The sequence below is a fragment of the Nonomuraea roseoviolacea subsp. carminata genome, assembly GCF_024172185.1.
GTDB classification, from domain to species: Bacteria; Actinomycetota; Actinomycetes; order Streptosporangiales; family Streptosporangiaceae; genus Nonomuraea; species Nonomuraea roseoviolacea.
In genome coordinates this window covers 8,967,105-8,986,519 of sequence record NZ_JAMZEC010000001.1, presented here as the reverse complement: position 1 = coordinate 8,986,519, position 19,415 = coordinate 8,967,105, and the positions used below count along the sequence as shown (strand labels likewise).

Below are 19,415 nucleotides of genomic sequence, written 5' to 3'. Positions count from 1 at the left end.
CTCGTAAGGGGGCTTCTGGCGCCAGGCGTACGTGCCCCGGCCTCGGGGCGGCTCAGACCGTGGGCAGGCGGCGGGCCAGAGCCGGCAGTTCGGCCAGCGACGTGATCCGCGGGAACCCCGCGGGCGGCGGCTGCACCCCGAGGCGGTCGAGCCACACCGACCGCATCCCGGCCGCCGCCGGCGCCGTCACGTCGTTGACCACGTCGTCGCCCACCAGCAGCACCTCGCCCGGCGCCAGCCCGAGCGCCCGCGCAGCGGCCGTGTAGGAGCCCGGGGCCGGCTTGTAGTGCCCGTCCAGCACCTCGCCCGTCAGCACCGGCCCGACCCGCCCGTCGAGGCCGATCGCCCGGACCTTCGCCTCCTGCATGCGCTGCGAGCCGTTCGTCAGCACCCCCAGCCGGAATCCCTCCAGCGCCGCCACCGCCTCCGCCGCGTCCGGGTAGGCGCTCCAGCTCTGCCGGTAGCGGCTGGCGTACGCGCCGAACGCCGCGTCGAGGTCGTCCGGAACGGCGACGGCCAGTTCCACGCACAGCGCCCGGATCCGCCGGCGGCGCTGCTCCTCCAGCGTGCACTCGCCCGCGTGCCAGGCACGCAGGTGCGGCTCCTCCAGCGCCTGCCACAGCGCGGCGACCTCGGCCAGGCGCGGATGGCCGGGAGCGTGGGCGGACACCCAGTCGATGACCGCCGTGTCGGCCGCCGAGCGGTGGTCGAGGAGGGTGCCGTCGAGGTCGAGCAGGACGCCGCGGATCACACCCCTATCCTGGCACCCTTCTCGGCGAGGATGCGCGCCGCCGTCTCGGGCGGCGGATAGCCCAGCGTGAGCCCGCGCACCGACAGCGGCGCCCGCCGGAACGAGCCCTCCGCGTCGTCGCTCAGCACGTAGCCGAGCGCGGGGGAGGACGCCCGGTGCGCGGCGAGCGCCTCCGCCTCCTCCTCGCCCAGGTCGCCCGGCAGCGCCCGCCGGTAGTCCGCGATCAGCGCGTCCATGTCGAACAGCCGCCCGTACGGCTCCGACGACCCCGCCACCACCCGCACCAGCCCCTCGCCGGCGTGCCGGGCCCGGTAGACCAGGGCGGTGCCGCCGCTGCGGGCGAACCAGCGCATCGCCTCCTCCACCGGCAGCGTGAACACCCCGAAGGGCTTGCGCCCGTACAGCAGCGCCTCGGCGATCCACCGGTCGCACCAGCGCTCGTCCCGGTACGGCGACGGCGCCGTCGGCCCGGCCGTCAGGCCCTGGGCCAGCACCGGGTTCCAGGCCGAGACGAGGGGGCTGGTGAAGCGGGGCATGCGCGGGCCGTCGCAGCGGCTCAGCACGTAGCCGTACCAGATCGCCACCACCTCGATCCGCCGGCCGGGCAGGAAACGCTCGTAGACGCCGTTCATCACCTGGCCGTTGTCGGCGTGGCGCCACGGGCCCGCGGGGACGCCCTCGCCCACGGGCGCCGGGGGAGTCCGGTAGTCGGGGCGCAGCATCCACGTGTAGGCCACGGCGTGGGACCTTCCCGGTCGGCGTATGCATGACTGGTCTGGATCAAGTGGTGGCCATCGTGCATCAAGCGCGAGTATGTTGCAACACACCAGGTCCCGGCCTGGTTCCTGCTCGCCGGCGTGGGGGATTCGACGTATGCATACGATCGTGGCGGCGCGGCTGGCCGCGTTGCGGCACGCCCGCGGGCTGTCCATGAAGACCGCCGCCGACGCCGCCGGGCTGAACACCTCCACGGTGTACCGCGTCGAGCACGGGCACGTCGCGCCGCGCGAGTCCACCACCGACACCCTGCTGGAGCTGTACGGCGTGCACGACGCCGCCCAGCGCCGGCACGTGCTGGCGCTGCTGCGCGGCGAGCGGCGGCCCGGCTGGTTCGACGCGCCGGAGATCCCGCTGTGGCTGTCGCGGTTCCTGGCGCTGGAGGACGAGGCCGCGCGGGTCGACGCGTACGCGCCCATGTTCGTCCCCGCCCTGCTCCAGACGCCCGCGTACGCCGAGGCCACGGTCCGCGCCTGCGGGCATCCGGGCATGACGTCCCAGCAGGTCCAGGCCGGAGCCGGGACGATCCTGCGCAGGCAGGAGCTGCTCGACCGCGACGGCGGCCCGCTCGTGCGGGCGGTCGTGGACCGCAGGGCGCTGCTCGACCCGCCGCTGGCGTGCCCGGCGGACCGGGTCGCGCAGGTCGACGCGATCGCGGCGGCGGCCCGGCGGCCCGGGGTCGCCGTCCAGGTGGCCCGCCCGTGCACCGAGACCGGCCACCTCTATCACGGGCCACCGTTCACGCTGCTGGGATTCGCCGGGCGGGACCGGCCGGGCGTGCTGGTGCTGCACCTGCTGCACGGCTCGACCGTGGTGGACGACCCCGGGACGGTGGAGGCGCACGAGGAGGCGTTCGCCCGGCTGTCGCGCTCGGCCCACGACGTCGCGGAGACCCCGGCCGTGCTGGACGGCATCCGCGCCGAGCTCACCGCGCTCACCACCTGACCGGCCGGCCGGACGCGGCGGCCGGTCAGGCCGGACGGCGGGTCAGCCGGTCGGGGGGTGGTCGCGGCGGTGGTCGCCCGCCCGTCGCACGTGCTCGATCATGAGCCGTTCGGCGTCGGCGCCGTCGCCGCGCTCCAGCGCGTCCAGGATGCCCTCGTGCGCCTCCAGCTGGTGCGGCACCTGGCCCGGGTCGAGCCACAGCGAGGCGGTGGCGGGCACCGGGAAGCTGTCGTGCACCGCCCGCGCGTGCTGCCCCAGGAAGGCGGGGCCGCCGATGTCGGCGATGCGCAGGTGGAAGTGCCGGCTCTGCTCGCCGAGCCGGTCGAGCCGCCCCCCGGCCGCGTCGCGGGCCATCGCGGCGTGCAGCTCGCGCAGCCAGCCGAGCTCCTCGGGCGTGATCCGGGTGGCGGCCAGCCGGGCCCCGAGGCCCTCGACCACCGCGCGCAGGCCGTAGAACTCCTCCAGCGCGTCGTCGCCGAGGTCGACCACCGTGGCGCCGTGGTGGGCCTCGTAGCTGATCAGCCGGTCCTTCTCGAGCCGGCGCAGCGCCTCGCGGACGGGCGTGACCGACACCCCGAGGCGGCGCGCGATCGCCGCCGCGCGCAGCGCGGTGCCGCCCGGGATGCGGGCGGAGCGGATCTCCTCGGCCAGCACGCCGTAGACGTAGTCCGCCTTGCTCATGGGCGGGGTCACGGAGGGGCGCGGATCGGAGCTGGGCATGCCCTCAGTCTCTCGCACGAGGGCCGGCGGTTGACCTGGAACCTATTTCTTATACGTTATAAGACATGACGAGCCTCGCCGACCTGCGGGTCATCGACGCCGCCACGCTGTTCGCCGGCCCCTCGGCCGCGATGATGCTGGGCGACTTCGGCGCCGACGTGATCAAGATCGAGCACCCCCGGCGCGGCGACCCGTCGCGCGGGCACGGCGCCTCGGTGGACGGCGTCGGCCTGTGGTGGAAGTCCCTGTCGCGCAACAAGCGCGCCGCCGCGATCGACCTGTCGCGCCCCGAGGGCCAGGAGATCCTGCGCCGCCTGGCCGCCCGTTCCGACGTGCTCGTCGAGAACTTCCGCCCCGGCACGCTGGAGCGCTGGAACCTCGACCCCAAGGACCTGCTGGAGCTCAACCCCCGGCTGATCGTCGCCCGCATGACCGGCTTCGGGCAGAGCGGCCCGATGGCCCGGCGTCCCGGGTTCGGGACGCTGGCCGAGGCGATGAGCGGGTTCGCGGCCATGACCGGCGAGCCCGAGGGGCCGCCCACGCTGCCGCCGCTCGCGCTGGCCGACGGCATCGCCGGCCTCGCCATGTCGTACGCGATCATGGTGGCGCTGCACGCGCGCGAGCGGACCGGACGCGGGCAGGTCGTCGACATGGCGATCATCGAGCCGATCCTCGGCCTGCTCGGCCCGCAGATGAGCGCCTACAAGGCGCTCGGCGCCGTGCCGCGACGCACCGGCAACCGCTCCAGCAGCAACGCGCCCCGCAACACCTACCGCACCCGGGACGGCCGCTGGCTGGCCGTGTCCACCAGCGCCCAGGCGGTCGCCGAGCGCGTCGTCACGCTCGTCGGCCGGGCCGACCTGGTGGCGCAGCCGTGGTTCTCCAGCGGGGCCGGCCGGGTCGCGCACGTGGACGAGCTGGACGAGGCCGTCGCCACCTGGATCGCCGCCCGAGACGCCGACGAGGTCATCGCCCGCTTCGAGGAGGCGGAGGCGGCGGTCGCCCCCATCTACGACGTCCGGGACATCGCCCGCGACCCGCAGTACGCGGCCCTGGGGACGTTCGTCGAGCTGCCGGACGAGGAGCTGGGCTCGGTGACCATGCAGAACGTGCTGTTCCGGCTCTCGGACACGCCCGGCGAGGTGCGCTGGCCGGGCCGGCCGCTGGGACACGACACCGACGAGGTGCTGGCGGAGCTGGCCTACGGGGCCGAGGACATCGCCGGGCTGCGCGAGAAGGGCGTGATCGCATGACGTCCCGTGATCGCGTGACGTCCCCGGCGTCCGGAGTGCCCGCCGTCTCCTGGCTGTACGTGCCGGGGGACCGGCCGGAGCGGTTCGCCAAGGCCGCCGCCTCGGGCGCGGACGTGGTGATCATCGACTTGGAGGACGCGGTCGCGCCCGCCCGCAAGGACGAGGCCCGCGCCAACGCCGCCGCCTACCTGCGCGAGCGGGCGTCCGATCCTGGGGACGTGGCCGTGCACGTGCGGGTCAACGACCTGACCACGCCGCGAGGCCGCGACGACGTGGCCGCGCTCGCCGGGCTGCCCGGGCTCGACGGCCTCCGCCTGCCCAAGGTCGAGTCGGCCGCGGTCCTGGACGCGCTCGGCGACTGCCCCGCGCCCGCGTACGCGGTGCTGGAGTCGGCCGCGGGGGTCCTGGCGGCCTCGGCCGTCGCCGCCCACCCGCGGGTGGCCGGTGTGGCGCTGGGGGAGCAGGACCTGTCCGCCGAGCTGTCGGTCACCGACGTCGCCGCCCTCAACCAGCTCCGCCTCCAGGTCGTGCTGGCCGCCGCCGCGGCGTGCCTGCCGCCCGTGCCCATGTCGGTCTATCCGAACGTACGGGACGAGGAGGGGCTGCTGGCGTCGTGCGCCGCGGGGCGGGCGATCGGGATGTTCGGCCGGGCGGCCATCCACCCGCGCCAGATCCCGGTGATCCGGCGGGCCTTCACGCCGACCGAGGAGGAGACGGCCCGGGCCGCGGAGATCGCCGAGGCGGCCGAGCGGGCGGAGCGCGAGGGGCTGGGGGCCGTCGCGCTGCCGGACGGCCGCTTCGTGGACGCCCCGATCGTGGCCCGCGCCCGCCGCACCCTGGCTCTGGCCCGCCACCTCGCCCCGCCAACCGCCTGATCCGCCGCCCTTCACCCGCCCTCACCGTGACGCCTTGCCGCCTGACGTGCCTTGCCCTCTCGGCGGGCTCGCGTCTCTCAGGGGGAGGGGAGCCGGGAGGCGGCGTCGGGACCGGCGAGAGGGCGGACGGTGGCGGCACCCTAGCGCGAACGGGACGCGCGAGAGGGCGGTAGGTGGCGGGGCTCGGGAGGGGGACGGGCGAAGGCTCGGGGCGGTGGCGGGTCGGCAGAGGGGAAGGCGGTCAGGGGACCCAGCGGGCCGAGAGTTCGGCGTCCTCCGGGGCCGGGCCCGGCAGGGCGGCGTGGGAGGCGGGGCGGCGCAGGGCGTCCAGCAGCAGCGCCAGGTACCGGTGCCGGAGCTGCCCCGTACGCTCGTCGTCGCCCAGCTTGACCGACGCCATCTGCTCGAACAGCAGCGCGATGTCCGCCGTCGTCACGTCCGGCCGCAGCACCCCCGCCTCCACGGCCCGCGCGTGGATCCGCGTGGCCAGCTCGGAGGCCCGCACCGCCGCCGCCCCCAGCTCCGGAGTGGGCTGGAAGGTGCCGGCCAGCTTGATGGTCAGCGAGCTGCTGTCGGCGTCCACGATGCCGCGCATGTAGCCGGCGAACGCCTCCCAGGGGTCGCCCTGGTCGTCCAGCGCCTTCTCCGACACCGCGATGTAGAGGTGCAGCCCGTCGAGGCACAGCTTGCGCAGCAGGTCCTCCTTGCTGGGGTAGCGCCGGTAGAGTGCGCTGATCCCGACGCCGGCCCGTTCGGCCACCGCCGCGATCGGCGCGCCCGGGTCGGCGGTGAAGACCGCCCGCGCCGCCTGCAGGATCAGCTCGTCGTTGCGCGCGGCCTGGGCCTTGCGGCCGCTCATCGGTGGAGTCGTCATGCCGCTCACTATAGCGGAACGTAGCTTTCCGTTCCAGGCTTCTGATGCGCTGGTCCGCATGTCTATACAAAGAGTTGATGTTGAGGTACAACCGGGGCGAGCCTGATGGTCATGGAGGTGTCCTGTGAGACGAACCCCTGTCGTGCTGGCCCTGCTCTGCGCTCTGACGCTGGGCGCCTGCTCCTCCTCGTCCGGGGGAGCGGGCGCGCAGAGCGCCCCGGCCTCCGGCTCCGCGCCGCCCGCGGCCGGCGGCGGCACGTTCGCCGTCATCACCCACGCCTCGGCGGGCGACGCGTTCTGGGACGTGGTGAAGAACGGCGCCGAGGCGGCGGGCAAGCAGTACGGCGTCACCGTGACGTACCAGGGCGACGGTGACCCCGGCAAGCAGTCGCAGCTCATCGACCAGGCCGTCTCCCAGAAGGTGGACGGCCTCGTCGTCTCCATGGCCAACCCCGACGCGCTGAAGGAGGCCGTCGGCCGCGCCGTCGCCGCGAAGATCCCGGTGGTGACGATCAACTCGGGCGCCGACTCCTCCAAGGCGTTCGGCGCGATCACCCACGTCGGCCAGTCGGAGGACGTGGCCGGGCGCGGCGCCGGCGAACAGCTCAGGGCGGCGGGCGTCACCAAGCTCCTGTGCGTCGTCCACGAGGCCGGCAACGTGGGGCTCGACCAGCGGTGCAAGGGCGCCGAGCAGGGCCTCGGCGGCACGGTCGAGCGGCTCCAGGTGGACGTGGCCAACCTCGCCGACGTCACCTCCAAGGTCGCCGCGAAGCTCCAGTCCGACAAGCAGGTCAACGGCGTGCTCGCGCTCAACCCGGCCGTCGCGGTCGCCGCGCGCGACGCGGTCAAGGACTCCGGGTCGCAGGCCAAGCTCGCCACGTTCGACCTGTCGGGCGACGTCGTGACGGCCATCAAGGACGGCGAGATCCTGTTCGCCGTGGACCAGCAGCAGTACCTCCAGGGGTGGCTGCCCATCACGTTCCTCACCCTGTACAAGAAGAACCTCAACACCGTGGGCGGCGGGCTGCCGGTCAACACGGGCCCCGGCTTCGTCACCAAGGACAACGCCGAGCAGGTCGCCAAGCTGGCCGAGGCGGGCACCCGATGACCCGGGCCGGAGGGCCGTCGTGACCGCGGTGCCGGCCGGGCCGACGAGCGGGTCGCCCGCGCCGGCCTGGCGCGGCGGCTGCTGATCCGCCCCGAGCTGGGCGCGGTCGTCGGGCTGGTGGCGGTGTTCGCGTTCTTCGCCGCGCAGTCGCCGGTGTTCCGCTCGCCGCAGGGCGTCGCCAACTGGCTCGACCCGGCGGCCACGCTCGGCATCATGGCCGTCGCCGTCGCGCTGCTGATGATCGGCGGCGAGTTCGACCTGTCGGCCGGCGTCCTCACCGGCACGACCGGCCTGATCCTCGTCACCCTCGCCACCCGCTACGGCCTGGACGTCTGGACGGCGATGCTCGTCGGCCTGGCCGTGGCGCTGGCCGTCGGCTTCGCCAACGGGCTGATCGTGACCAGGACCCGCCTGCCCAGCTTCATCGTCACGCTCGGCACGTTCCTCATGCTCCAGGGCGTCAACCTCGGCGTCACCAAGGCGCTCACCGGCACCGTGCAGGTCAGCGGGCTGCGCCGGGCCGCCGGCTACGAGGGCGCCCGCGCGCTGCTGGCCGGCACCGTCGAGATCGGCGGCACGCCGTTCCGGGTGGCGATCCTGTGGTGGCTGCTCGTCACGGCCGTCGCCACCTGGGTGCTCATGCGTTCCCGCGCGGGCAACTGGATCTTCGCGGTCGGCGGCGACGAGCAGGCGGCACGGGCCGTGGGCGTGCCCGCCGCGCGCACGAAGATCGCGCTGTTCATGACCACCGCGTTCGCGGCCTGGCTGGTCGGCTCGATCCTCGCCCTGCGCTACACGTCCGTGCAGGCCAACATCGGCATCGGGCAGGAGTTCATCTACATCATCGCCGCGGTGATCGGCGGCTGCCTGCTGACCGGCGGGTACGGCTCGGCGATCGGCGCCTCCGTCGGCGCGGTGATCTTCGGGATGGCCGACAAGGGCATCGTGTTCCTCGGCTGGGACGCCGACTGGTTCAAGTTCTTCCTCGGCGCCATGCTGCTGCTGGCCACGCTCGCCAACCGCCTGGTCCGGCGGTACGCCGAGGAGGTGAAGCATTGATCATCGAGACGCGCGGCATCGGCAAGACGTTCGGCTCGGTGCTGGCCCTGCGCGAGGTGTCGATGGGGGTCGCGGCGGGCGAGGTCACCTGCGTGCTCGGCGACAACGGCGCCGGCAAGTCCACCCTCATCAAGATCCTGTCGGGGGTGCACCGGCACGACGCCGGGACGTTCCTCGTGGACGGCCGGGAGGTGCGCCTCGGCAGCCCGCGCGAGGCGCTCGACCGCGGCATCGCCACCGTCTACCAGGACCTCGCCATGATCCCGCTGATGTCGGTGTGGCGGAACTTCTTCCTCGGCTCGGAGCCGCGCCGGGGCCTGGCCTTCGACGTGGCCCGGGCCCGCCGGACCGCCCGCGAGGAGCTGCTGGCCATGGGCATCGACATCCGGGACGTGGACCAGCCCGTCGGCACCCTGTCGGGCGGCGAGCGGCAGTCGGTGGCGATAGCCCGGGCCGTGCACTTCGGCGCCCGGGTGCTCATCCTCGACGAGCCGACCTCGGCACTCGGCGTCAAGCAGGCGGGCGTCGTGCTGCGCTACATCGCCCGGGCCCGCGACCGGGGGCTCGGGGTGGTGTTCATCACCCACAACCCCCACCACGCCTACCCGGTGGGCGACCGGTTCCTGCTGCTCAACCGGGGCACGAGCCTCGGCGAGTACGCCAAGGCCGACATCACCCGCGAGGAGCTGACGGCGCTGATGGCCGGCGGGGCGGAGCTGGAGGAGCTGGAGCACGAGCTGCGGCGCGAATGACGCCGCCGAAGGCCGGCCGCGGGCTCGTTCGCGGGCTCGTGCGTGGGCTCGTGCGTGGGCTCGTCCGCGGGCTCATCTGCGGGCCAGGGCGAGGGGCAGCAGGACGTGGTCGACCAGGCGGCGGGCCAGGTCGCCGTCGACCGGCTCGCCGCTGATCAGCCCCCGGAAGAGCAGGGCCGCCGGCCCGAGCTGCCACAGCAGCTCGGTGTCGGCGGCCGCCGCCAGCTCGCCCCGGTCCCAGGCCCGCTGGAACACCTCCAGCATGAGCCGCCTGCGGCCGGTCACGTAGTGCCGGTCGACGGCGGCGGCCAGCTCCCTGTTGTGCCGGATCTCGCCCACCAGGCCGGCGATGACGTCGCCGAGGGGTTCCAGCTCGGCGACGAGGAACTCCATGAGCCACAGCAGGTCGCCGCGCAGGCTCCCCATGTCAGGCACCTCGGGCAGCGGGGAGGCGGCGCTGACGAACGCCGCCACCACGAGGTCCGCCTTCGTCCGCCACCGCCGGTAGACGGTCTGCCGGCTCGCCCTGGCCCGGGCCGCGACGGTGTCCACGCTCAGCCGGTCGTAACCGGTCTCGCGTAACACCTCGAGGACCGCGCCGAGCAGCTCGGCCTCGCGTGCGGGACCGCCCCGCAACGGGGTCACGGACATGACCATTAGAGTAAGCGCGCGCCCGCCCGGACTGTAAGGCCCCTCAGGGCGCGGACTGCGTCCCGGGCGGGGTTTCGCGCCCGCTCACCGGAGGGTGGCGAAGAAGGCGCGCACGTCCTCGACGTACGCCGCCGGCTGCTCCAGGGCGGCGAACGTGCCGCCGCGCTCGTGCTCGACCCAGCCGACGATGGCGTTGTCGCGCTCGGCGAAGCGGCGGATCGGCCGCAGGATGTCCTTCGGGAACACCGAGATCGACGTGGGCACCGTCGCCGGCTTGAGCTCCCACTCCACGCTCGTGTCCTGGTCGGTGTCGGGCGTCTCCACGAACGAGCGGGCCGCCGAGCCGGCCGTGTTGGTCAGCCAGTAGAGCATGACGGTCGTGAGCAGCCGGTCGTCGGGGATCGGCTCGTCGCTCCACTCGTGGTAGACGCTCGCGAACCAGGCCAGCAGCGCCACCGGGGAGTCGGCCATGCCGTACGCGAACGTCTGCGGCCGGGCCGACTGGATGAGCTTGTAGGCGTACTGGTCGGTCAGGTAGCGCTCGCGGAAGGCCATGCGCTCCTGCTCCACCTCGGTCAGCCCGTCCAGCTCGCCCGGGGCGCCGATGGGGAAGCAGATGATGCCGTTGCCGTGCATGCCGGCCACCCGCTCGGGGGCGAGCACGCCGACCTCGCGGGAGATCCACGTGCCCCAGTCGCCGCCCTGCACGCCGAACCGCTCGTGGCCGAGGCGCGTCATCAGCTCCAGCCACGCCTTCGCGATCCGGGTCGAGCCCCAGCCGGTCTCGGTGGTCGGGCCGGACAGGCCGTAGCCGGGCAGCGACGGGATGACCAGGTGGAAGTCGCGGGCCAGCGGCTCGATCACGTCGAGGTACTCGACCGGGGAGCTGGGCCAGCCGTGCGTGATCAGCAGCGGCAGCGCGTCCTCGCGGGGGGAGCGCACGTGCAGGAAGTGGATGTCCTGGCCGTCGATCCGCGTGACGTACTGGTCGTGGGCGTTCAGCTCGGCCAGCGCGCCGTCCCAGTCGTAGCCGGTGCGCCAGTGGGCGACCAGGTCCTTCATGCGGGCGAGCGGGACGCCGTACCCCCAGCCCACGCCGGGGACCTCGTCCGGCCAGCGCACCCGGTCGAGCCGGGTCCGCAGGTCGTCGAGGGCGGCGGGGTCGGGCTCGAAGCGGAAGGTCCGGATGTCGTTCGGGGTCAAGCCATGCCTCCATCGTTTCGGTACGCTGTACCGTACAGCATACGGTTCAGCGCGCGCAAACGACGCCTGAGTTGATCTACTTTGTAAAGGCGGTAGCTTGGAGGTGTGTCCTCCTCGTACCTCACCCTGAAGACCGCCGTCGAGCACGAGACGGAGGCGCGGCGCTCCCGGTTCGTCTGCGCGGTGGCGCCGGTGAGCGGGGTCGAGCAGGCGCAGGAGTTCATCGCCGAACGGCGCCGGATCCACGCGGCGGCCACGCACAACTGCACCGCGTACGTGATCGGCCGGCGTGTGCAGAAGGGCGACGACGACGGCGAGCCCGGCGGCACCGCGGGCACCCCCATGGTGCAGGCCCTGGTCGGGCGCGGGTTCAGCGACGTGGTGGCCGTGGTGACGCGCTACTTCGGCGGCGTGCTGCTCGGCGCCGGCGGCCTGGTCCGGGCGTACGGGTCGGCGGTGACGGAGACCCTCGACCGCGCCGAGGCGGTGCGCATGGTGCCGGCCCGGCTGGTGCGCGTGTCGGTGGCGCACGACCAGGCGGGACGGGTCGAGAACGGCCTGCGCGCGTCGCGGTACGCCGTGCGCGACGTGGCCTACGGCGCGGCGGTGGAGTTCGCGGTGGCGGTGGGGGAGGACGAGGTCACGGCGTTCACCGCGTGGCTGGCGACGCTCACGGCGGGGCGGGCCCGCGTGGAGACCGGCGAGAGCATCCACGTCCCGTCGCCCTGAGCGGGCGAGGCGCTCAGCCCTCCAGGATGTCCTGAGCGGGCGAGGCGCTTAGCCCTCCAGCGTGTCCTGAGCGGGCGCGGTGCTCATCCCTCGGGCGCGGCGCTCATCCTTCCAGGGCGTACTGCATGACGCGGAACTTCGCCTGGGCCTCGGCCAGCTCCGACGCCGGGTCGGAGTTGCCCATGATGCCGCCCCCCGCGAACAGCCGGGCGCGGCGCCCCTCCACGACCGCCGAGCGCAGCGCGATGCCCCACTCGCCGTCGCCGTGGGCGTCGATCCAGCCCACCGGACCGGCGTACCCGGCGCGGTCCATGCCCTCCAGCTCGCGGATCACCTCGATCGCCCGGCCGGTCGGCGTGCCGCCGACGGCGGCGGTCGGGTGCATGGCCGCCACGACGTCCAGCACGGACGCCCCGTCGGCCAGCCGTCCCGTGACGTGGCTGGCCAGGTGCTGGACGTTCGGCAGCACCAGCAGCTCCGGCTCGTCGGGGGTGTGGAGCGAGGCGCAGAGCGGCGCGAGCGTCTGCCGTACCGACGCGATTGCGCACTCGTGCTCGTGGCGGTCCTTCTCGGAGGCGAACAGCGCCGCGCCCCGGGCGACGTCGTCGGCGGCGCTGGTGCCGCGCGGCGTCGTGCCGGCCAGCACGAGCGACTCGATGTGCTTGCCGGTACGGCGGACCAGCAGCTCGGGGGTGGCGCCCACCAGGCCCGCGACGGAGAACGCGTAGCACTCCGGGTAGCGGCGGCTGAGGCGGGCCAGCAGCAGCCGGACGTCGATGGGCCGCTCGGCGGTGGCCAGCAGGTCGCGGGCGAGCACGACCTTCTCCAGCTCGCCCGCGCGGATGCGGCGCGAGGCGCGGGCGACGATGTGCTCCCATTCGGGCGCGGTGAGGCTGCCGTCGCTGTAGGTGATGCGGCCCGGCGTGCGGATCGGGGCGAACGGCGCCAGGCGCGGCTCGCCCACGGTGGTGAGCCAGGCGCGGCCGTCGCGGCGGGCCAGGATCGTGCGGGGGACGATCAGCGTGGAGCCGGGCGCGTTCTCGTCGAAGGTGAACGTGCCGAAGGCGACCGGTCCGGAGCCGGGCGTCTTGACGGCGTCGTCGATGTGGGCGTCGCCGAGCACCTCGGCCAGCCACTCGCGGGCCCACGCGAAACGGCGCGGGCCCGGCGGAACCTCCACCCGCGCGGCCTCCCCCCAGCCGACGAGCCCCTCGCCGTGCCGGATCCACGCGAACGGCGCGGTCTTCGGCAGGGAAGCCAGCAGGTCACCGGGGTCGCCCACGGGGGTGGTGCGAACCGGTAGCGGGCGGGTGGTTCCGAGCGCGACACTCACTCAAGACACTCTATGCGGGAACTGAACACGTTCGACTGTGACCCCCTGGAATGGGTGGTAACGGTCATGAATCCAAGAAGAACCTGCATATTTGCGGACGTGCGGCGTTGTTAGTGGTATCTCCGTCTCATGCCCGCTCCACGACGGGACTGTCAAGCCGCGATATGAAGTCGGTTGTGAAATGGCCCACCTTCCCTGCCGGTCATAGTGGGTCCAAGATCGGATCCCTACTTTGGGGGCCATGATCCCTCGCCTCCTGGCCGCCGCGCTCCTCCTGTCCGGCTCCGGGGTCCTCTGCGGAGCCGGCCCCGCCACGGCCGCCACCGGCGTGCCCGTGCCGACGTCGATGGTGGCGCTCGGCGACTCCATCTCCAGCGGGTTCAACGCCTGCGGCTGGTACGTCTCGTGCACCTCCCGCTCATGGTCCGCCGGCGACAACGCGGAGGTCGCCAGCCACTACCGGCGGCTGCTGCGGCTCGACGACGACATCCAGGGCCACAACCGCAACCTCGCCGTGCCCGGCTCCACCAGCGCCGGCCTGATGAGCCAGGTGCGCCAGGCCGTCGAGCTGAAGCCGGGCTACGTGACGATCCTCATCGGCGCCCAGGACGCGTGCGTCGGGACCGAGCGCGAGATGACGCCGGTGACGCTCTACCGGCAGCGGCTGGACGCGGCGCTGGCGGCGCTGCGCGACGGGGTGCCCGGCGTGCGGGTATTCCTGGCCAGCATCCCCGACCTGCGGCGGCTGTGGCAGGTCGGCAGGAGCCACGCGCTGGCCCGGACGTTCTGGACGGCCGGGCACATCTGCCAGTCCATGCTGGCGCGTCCCGCGTCGGTCAAGCGGGCCGACGTGGCGCGGCGCGCGCGGGTGCGCGAGCGGGTGATGGCCTACAACGAGCAGGCGGCCGAGGCGTGCGCCGCGCTGGGCGACTCCTGCCGCACGGACGGGGGAGCGATCTTCCGGTACCGGTTCACGCTCGACCACATCAGCAAGTGGGACTTCTTCCACCCGAACGCCGCCGGACAGCGGGTGCTGGCCGAGGAGACGTTCAGCCACGGCTTCGAGTGGTCCGACGACACGGACGACACGGACGACACGGACGACCGGCAGGACGTCAGGTGACGCCGCGCGGTCACCGGCACTGGGCGAGCATGGTCCGCTTGTCGGCGGGAGTGACCGGCACGTCGTACTTGACGGCGACCTGGGCGAAACGCGTCACGTAGGCGCAGCGGACGCGGCGGCGGGGCGGCAGCCAGCTCGCCGGGCCGGAGGCGTCCTTCTGCTCGTTCGCGGCGCCGTCCACGGGCAGGAGGTTGAGCGGGTCGTTGGCGAAGTTCAGGCGCTTGGACATCGGCCAGCGGGCGGCGGCCATCCGCCAGGCGTAGGCGAGCGGGACGACGTGGTCCACCTGCACCTCGTCGGCGGCGGACTTGCGCCACGCGATGGCCTTGCCGGTGTACGGGTCGGCCAGGCGCATGGCGACGACCACGCACCGCGACCCCTTGCGGTAACGGACATTCTGGCCGTCGCGGGCGAGCAGGTCGTCGCGGGTGCGGCAGCCGTTGCCCGCGTACGGGACGCCGGGGGCGGTGTCGGCCCAGTTGTCCCCGTACCGGGTGCGCGCGTACCCCGTGGCGGAGCCGCGGCCCTTCACGCGCAGCCGGGAGATGAGCCTGCGGGCGGCGGCCCGGTCGGCGCCGGAGGTGATCGGCGCCAGCCCGGGGCGGGTGCCGCCGGTGTTGGCGAGCGGGCTGGTGGCGGTGCTGACGGCGGCGGTGCCGGTGGCGTGGGTGCCCTTCGCGGCGCCGAACAGGGAGATGACGAGGACGCCTCCCGCGATGAGGGCGACCGTGTCCTTTGTGCTCAAGCACGCCTCCGATGGGGGGTGATGGGTGTTGGGCACAGATCTCTAGAGAGATTCCCGGCATAGCCGACTTCGACACGTCAACGCCAGGCCGTAGAGCCGCACGAGCGGGCGGCCGTGTGCGACGGCGATCCTCTGGTCCCTGGCTGTCGCGTGCGGCGGGGGCCTACTCCCTGGCTGTCGCGTGCGGCGAGGGTCTACTCCCTGGCGGTCGCCCGCGCGGCGAGCCCCTGGTCCCTGGCTGTCACACGGCGCGGGCCTGGTCCCTGGCTGTCACACGGCGAGGGCCTAGTCCCGGGCGGTCGCGCGTGTGGCGAGGGCCTCCAGTTCGGCGACCGCCTGGTCGGTGGCCGTCTCGGCGGCGATCTCCGCCGCCAGCCGCCGCGCCTCGCGCCGGTAGGAGGGCTCGTCCAGCACCCGGGCGACCGCCTGGGCGATCACGGGGGACGAGGCCGACCTCTTCACGGTGACCCCGGCCCCGGCCACTTCGACGTGCCGGGCCACCTCGGCCTGGTCGCGTCCGAGCGGCACGCACACCAGGGGCACCCCGGCGGCCAGGGACTTGACGGCCGTCCCGTGGCCGGCGTGCGTGACGGTCACCGCGGCGTGGCGCAGCGCGACGCTGTGCGGTCCCGCCGCGGTGACGAGGACGTTGCCGGGGGCGCGGACCGTCGCCGGGTCCACGGCCGGGCCGGTGGTCAGCAGCCCCCGCACCGGCAGCGTGCCGAGGGCCTCGGCGATGCGCTCCAGCAGCGCGCGCTGGTTCATGAACGACGAGCTCAGGCCGACCAGGACCAGCGGCGCGTCGCCCGCCGGCAGCTCCAGCTCCCCTGCCCAGGCCGGGTCGTCGAGCCGCGGCCCGACGTGCCGCAGGTGGTCGGGGAAGCGCCTGCCGGGGTAGTCGAGGGCGCGCGGCGACAGCACGAGCAGCCGGTCGACGCGGTCGAACGCGCCGGCGACGGAGCCCACCGGCGGCAGGCCGCTCGCGACGCGGGCGGCGTTGAGCGCCGGCCGTCCCTTCTCCCACGGTTTGAGGATCAGCGCGGTCACCACCCGGTCACGCAGCCGCCCCAGCGCGCCCTCGGCCGGAGCGAGGCCCGGGCCGGGCGGCGGCGCCCCCGGCGTGGGGAACGGATACAGCGTCGTCACCAGCGAGGCCACGGGGATCCCGGCGGCCTCGCCGGCGGTGATCGCGCCGAGCAGCATGTGCTCGGCGACCAGCACGTCGGCCGGGCGGGCGCGCAGCTCGGCCAGGGTGTCGCGGGCGTAGTCGGCCGCCGGCCCGCAGACGATGCGGTCCCTCAGCCGGGCGAACGCGCCCAGCGGCGTGCGGGCCTCGAAGTCCTTGATGACGTCCTTGGCCGGGTCGCCGGCGTCGCCCTGGGGCGCCGTGGTCCAGGCGATCGGCTCCGCGCCGGCGGCGGCGACCTCCTCGTGCAGTGAGCTGTCGGCCAGCACCCGTACGTCGTGGCCGCGTTCGCGCAGCGCGCGGGCGATCGACAGGACGGGCGGCACTGCTCCGCCGCCGGCCCAGGTGGCGAACAGGAAGCTCTCAGGCATCGGGTCTCTTTCGGGGGTCGATCGAGGTCAGCAGGTCGCGCATGGCCCGTTCGGCGTCCTCGCGCGACAGGCCGAGGTCGCGCCGCCACAGCTTCCACAGGTAGACGTCAGTGGCGGCGTGGTGCAGGTTCAGCGCGTGCTCCCGGGCCGGGCCCGAGACGGGGAGGCGGTCGGCGAAAACCTGCTCCAGCCAAGCCCGATGCAGGTCGCGCGCGTGGGCGGCCGCGCGGGCGATGGCCGGGACGCGATCCATCTGCGCGGTCCAGAGCACGTTGGCGTCGCCCTGCCGCTCGTAGTCGGCGAAGAGCGCGGCCACGATCGCCGCCACGTCGCCGGTCGGCGCCCTGCGGGTGAGCGCCGCCTCCGCCGCCAGCCGGTCGGCCACGGCGTCGGCCACGCCGTCCTTGCCGCCGAAGTGGTTGACGATCGTCTGCACCGACACGCCCGCCTCGTCGGCGACGTGCTGGAGTGTGACGTCGTCGTACCACTGGCGCATCCACAGCGCGGCGGCCGCCTCCACCACGCGGGTGCGCGTGGCCTCCATGGCCGCGGCGCGAGCCCCCATGCGGTAGGGGCGCCTGGCCTCATTTTCCATGGAGTCATGTCTATATTCAATTTAGCTCTTGGTCAAATGAACTCGACGATCCAGGAGCATGGCCGCCGGACGTGGCCTCCAGTCGGCGGTCAGCCGGGCGCACGGGAGCGGCCGAGCGACCGGTCGGCATGACAAGACCCCGGCAGGTTCTTCCTGCCGGGGTCTTCCCGGTGCTTGGCGTCTGTCAGGTGCGCCGGCTGGGCTGCCCGCCCGAAGGTCTCCCGCGGGGGCTCGCCTGGTCGCGGGTAGGCGCGGCCGGAGGGAGGCGCGGGTGCCGGTCCGAGGTCTCGTGACCGTCCCTCGTATCGCGCCGACTCCGCCGCGTGGGCGAGGAGAGCGCCGCGTGAGCCGGCGCGAGTCCGCATTCACCCGGCGGCACCGAACCCCCTGGTGACGGGGAAGACGGGCCGCCGGGTGAGTGCCGCACGCCGGGCGCGGTCGGGCTACGCGGGCGGGGCCCCGTTGAGGGTCTGGCGGCGCAGCTCGAAGGCGCCCCGTCCCGGCACGTCACCCGGCCGGTCGAGCCCGCGGACCCGCTCCGCCGGATCGGCGGCCTGGCCGCGGGCGGCGTCGCCGGGCTCGTCATCGGGGTCGCGGGCGTCCTCGGGGTCGTGGAGGCCGTCGGAGTCGAGGAGGTCGTCGGCGTCCCCGGCCTCGTCGTTCTCGTCCCGGGCGTCGCGCGCGTCCTCGGCGTCCTCGGCGTCGTTCCGGGAGGCGTCCTGAGGTCCGGACGCGTCCTGAGGCCCGGACGCGTCCTGCGCCGTGCCGGCGGCGGGCGCCGGGGGCTCGGGCTTGACGTACGTGCCGTTACGGCGGGCCAGCAGCTCCTCCAGCAGGGCGTCCCACTGCGCGCCGACGGCGTCGACGTCGTACGTGCGCGCCGTCTCCAGAGCCCCGGCCGCCAGGCGGCGGCGCAGGTCCTCGTCCTCGATCACCCGCATGATCGCCGTGGCGAGGTTGGCGTTGGTACGGGGCTTGACGAGGAGCCCGTCCACCTCGTCGGTGATCATCTCCTTGGGCCCGTGCGGGCTGTTGAAGCTGACGATCGCCAGCCCCTTGGCCATGGCCTCCAGGATCGTCATCGGGAAACCCTCGTGCCGCGAGCTCAGCACGAAGATCGACGCCTTCTCCAGGTCGGCGCCCACGTCCGTCGTCGGGCCGGGCAGCACGACCTTGCCCTCCAGGCCGGCCTCGGTGATCTGGGCGCGCAGGTTGTCCTCCTGCGGCCCCGCGCCGTAGATGCGCAGTTGCCAGTCAGGGTGCGCCTGCGCGACCGTCTCCCACGCGGTGATCAGCCGGTGGAAGCCCTTGAGCCGGGTCATGCGGCCGACGGCCACGACCACCTTGGCGTTCAGGTCGGCCTTGCCGCCGCCCATGGGCGGAACGGCGTTGGGGATCCGCACCAGGCGCTTGGGCTTCTTCGGCAGCGTGTTGCGGTAGTCGCGCAGGTCGGCCTTGGTCAGCGTGGTGAGGGCGTCGAAGCGGCGGTAACGCCACTTGATGAGCTCCTGCATCGGCTCGACCTGGGTGCGCAGGGCCACGTGCTCCTGGCCGACCGTGATGACGCTCGGCAACGCGAGCTGGGCCATCGCCAGGTTCAGCCCGGGCCGGGTGGCCATGAGGACGCCGGTGTCCAGGGAGCGGATGTAGCGGGCGAGCTGGAGGTCGGTCCACAGGTTGAACCGGTGGTACGCGGTCTCCTCCTTGGGGATCAACCGGCTCGGCATCTTCGACAGCCACGCGCGCATCGGGTCCGAGCTCGGGTTCAGCCGGTCGTCCAGGAAGCGGAACTTCACCCGCGGGTCGATCGGGAAGAACGGCTCCTCGGCTTCCTTCAGGATGCTGACGATCTCCACGTCGTGCTCGCGCGCCAGGTAGCTGGCCAGGTTGAACACGGTCCTGATCGTGCCGCCCATGCCGTACGCGTGGAGCAGGAGGATCCGCACCTGATGAATGGAAGGGGGCGGTGCCTTGCGCACCTTGCGCCGGTTGTAGCCCTTGTACAGCCTCACCATCGCCGACTTGCCCTTGCGTGCCAGTGCGCGCACTTGAGGGGTCCCCCTTGACTTGAGAGTGTCACAACACACATGGCCGGTGGTGAGCCGCTCTCACCACCGGCTTATTGTCTCGCTTCGGCGGAGTGCACCATTCATCCCCGTGGCACTATCCCCACCTATGATCATTAGACGCCGCAAATGGTCTTAAGGTTGCATCGGTGATCGAGCCGAAACCAACCCATCGGGAGCGGCGGGGGGTGGGCAGCCGGGACGTGGCCGCGGCTGCCCGTCAGGTCACCGGCTAGACCTCGTCCGGCTTGCGGGTGTCCTTCTTCGCGTCCTTGACCTGCCTGCTGGTCTTGATCGCT

Annotated in this window: 19 protein-coding genes; 8 read left to right on the top strand and 11 right to left on the bottom strand. The window is 73.6% G+C overall.

Translation table 11 applies throughout. From position 1 onward, the window contains the following. Positions 1-52: 52 nt before the first annotated feature. Together HD595_RS47065 and HD595_RS47060 are read right to left on the bottom strand one after the other, a co-directional pair. Positions 53-751, bottom strand: coding sequence for an HAD family hydrolase (locus HD595_RS47065; RefSeq protein ID WP_253779462.1), 699 nt, complete (start codon positions 749-751; stop codon positions 53-55). After that, entirely contained in the window at positions 748-1,488 is a 741-nt protein-coding gene (locus tag HD595_RS47060) for a hypothetical protein (protein ID WP_253779459.1), read from the bottom strand. Before HD595_RS47060 ends, HD595_RS47065 begins: the two co-directional genes overlap by 4 nt. Positions 1,489-1,624: 136 nt before the next feature. Here HD595_RS47060 and HD595_RS41870 point away from each other — a divergent pair, with 136 nt between their 5' ends. Further along, entirely contained in the window at positions 1,625-2,473 is an 849-nt protein-coding gene (locus HD595_RS41870; protein ID WP_253779456.1) for a helix-turn-helix domain-containing protein, read from the top strand. Positions 2,474-2,515: 42 nt separating this feature from the next. Here HD595_RS41870 and HD595_RS41865 read toward each other — a convergent pair whose 3' ends face one another. After that, positions 2,516-3,193 (bottom strand): GntR family transcriptional regulator, encoded by a 678-nt coding sequence (locus HD595_RS41865; protein ID WP_253779454.1) that lies wholly within the window; start codon positions 3,191-3,193, stop codon positions 2,516-2,518. A 65-nt stretch (positions 3,194-3,258) separates the two neighbouring features. Here HD595_RS41865 and HD595_RS41860 point away from each other — a divergent pair, with 65 nt between their 5' ends. Beyond that, entirely contained in the window at positions 3,259-4,446 is a 1,188-nt protein-coding gene (locus tag HD595_RS41860; protein ID WP_253779450.1) for a CaiB/BaiF CoA transferase family protein, read from the top strand. After that, positions 4,443-5,321 carry an HpcH/HpaI aldolase/citrate lyase family protein gene (locus tag HD595_RS41855; RefSeq protein WP_253779447.1) on the top strand — a complete coding sequence of 293 codons (879 nt, stop codon included), beginning with the start codon at positions 4,443-4,445 and terminating at the stop codon, positions 5,319-5,321. The genes HD595_RS41860 and HD595_RS41855 overlap by 4 nt, the downstream gene beginning before the upstream one ends. A 241-nt stretch (positions 5,322-5,562) precedes the next feature. On the opposite strand, the gene HD595_RS41850 is transcribed toward HD595_RS41855, so the two are convergent. Next, positions 5,563-6,195, bottom strand: a complete 633-nt coding sequence (locus HD595_RS41850) for a TetR/AcrR family transcriptional regulator (RefSeq protein WP_253779445.1) — start codon at positions 6,193-6,195, stop codon at positions 5,563-5,565. Positions 6,196-6,319: 124 nt separating this feature from the next. Here HD595_RS41850 and HD595_RS41845 point away from each other — a divergent pair, with 124 nt between their 5' ends. The 3 genes from HD595_RS41845 to HD595_RS41835 all read left to right on the top strand — a co-directional run bounded on the left by HD595_RS41845 (position 6,320) and on the right by HD595_RS41835 (position 9,114). Continuing rightward, positions 6,320-7,303 carry a substrate-binding domain-containing protein gene (locus HD595_RS41845; protein ID WP_253779443.1) on the top strand — a complete coding sequence of 328 codons (984 nt, stop codon included), beginning with the start codon at positions 6,320-6,322 and terminating at the stop codon, positions 7,301-7,303. 66 nt (positions 7,304-7,369) lie between these two features. Continuing rightward, positions 7,370-8,362: an ABC transporter permease gene (locus HD595_RS41840; RefSeq protein WP_301311344.1), complete on the top strand. Its 993-nt coding sequence runs from the start codon at positions 7,370-7,372 to the stop codon at positions 8,360-8,362. After that, positions 8,359-9,114, top strand: a complete 756-nt coding sequence (locus HD595_RS41835) for an ATP-binding cassette domain-containing protein (protein WP_253779441.1) — start codon at positions 8,359-8,361, stop codon at positions 9,112-9,114. The genes HD595_RS41840 and HD595_RS41835 overlap by 4 nt, the downstream gene beginning before the upstream one ends. 72 nt (positions 9,115-9,186) lie before the next feature. Here the strand turns inward: HD595_RS41835 and HD595_RS41830 are convergent, their stop codons facing one another. Further along, positions 9,187-9,765 carry a TetR/AcrR family transcriptional regulator gene (locus HD595_RS41830; RefSeq protein WP_253779440.1) on the bottom strand — a complete coding sequence of 193 codons (579 nt, stop codon included), beginning with the start codon at positions 9,763-9,765 and terminating at the stop codon, positions 9,187-9,189. Between the two features lie 84 nt (positions 9,766-9,849). Then, positions 9,850-10,968, bottom strand: coding sequence for an epoxide hydrolase family protein (locus HD595_RS41825; protein WP_253779439.1), 1,119 nt, complete (start codon positions 10,966-10,968; stop codon positions 9,850-9,852). Between the two features lie 105 nt (positions 10,969-11,073). Between HD595_RS41825 and HD595_RS41820 the strand changes: the two genes are divergently transcribed. Next, positions 11,074-11,697, top strand: a complete 624-nt coding sequence (locus HD595_RS41820; protein ID WP_253779437.1) for a YigZ family protein — start codon at positions 11,074-11,076, stop codon at positions 11,695-11,697. Positions 11,698-11,800: 103 nt separating this feature from the next. Here the strand turns inward: HD595_RS41820 and HD595_RS41815 are convergent, their stop codons facing one another. Continuing rightward, positions 11,801-13,030 carry an isochorismate synthase gene (locus tag HD595_RS41815; protein ID WP_253779435.1) on the bottom strand — a complete coding sequence of 410 codons (1,230 nt, stop codon included), beginning with the start codon at positions 13,028-13,030 and terminating at the stop codon, positions 11,801-11,803. 241 nt (positions 13,031-13,271) lie between these two features. Here HD595_RS41815 and HD595_RS41810 point away from each other — a divergent pair, with 241 nt between their 5' ends. Further along, entirely contained in the window at positions 13,272-14,153 is an 882-nt protein-coding gene (locus tag HD595_RS41810) for a GDSL-type esterase/lipase family protein (RefSeq protein WP_253779432.1), read from the top strand. Positions 14,154-14,163: 10 nt separating this feature from the next. Here the strand turns inward: HD595_RS41810 and HD595_RS41805 are convergent, their stop codons facing one another. From HD595_RS41805 to HD595_RS41790, 4 genes are all read right to left on the bottom strand, one after another. Beyond that, a complete protein-coding gene (locus tag HD595_RS41805) occupies positions 14,164-14,898 on the bottom strand; it encodes an HNH endonuclease family protein (RefSeq protein WP_253779429.1) in 735 nt (244 codons plus the stop codon). Positions 14,899-15,183: 285 nt separating this feature from the next. Further along, positions 15,184-16,455, bottom strand: coding sequence for a glycosyltransferase (locus HD595_RS41800; protein ID WP_253779425.1), 1,272 nt, complete (start codon positions 16,453-16,455; stop codon positions 15,184-15,186). Continuing rightward, complete coding sequence (locus HD595_RS41795; protein WP_253779423.1) at positions 16,448-17,050, bottom strand: TetR/AcrR family transcriptional regulator; 603 nt, start codon at positions 17,048-17,050, stop codon at positions 16,448-16,450. The genes HD595_RS41800 and HD595_RS41795 overlap by 8 nt, the downstream gene beginning before the upstream one ends. A gap of 443 nt (positions 17,051-17,493) precedes the next feature. Beyond that, complete coding sequence (locus HD595_RS41790; RefSeq protein ID WP_253779422.1) at positions 17,494-19,098, bottom strand: glycosyltransferase; 1,605 nt, start codon at positions 19,096-19,098, stop codon at positions 17,494-17,496. Between the last annotated feature and the right edge of the window lie 317 nt (positions 19,099-19,415).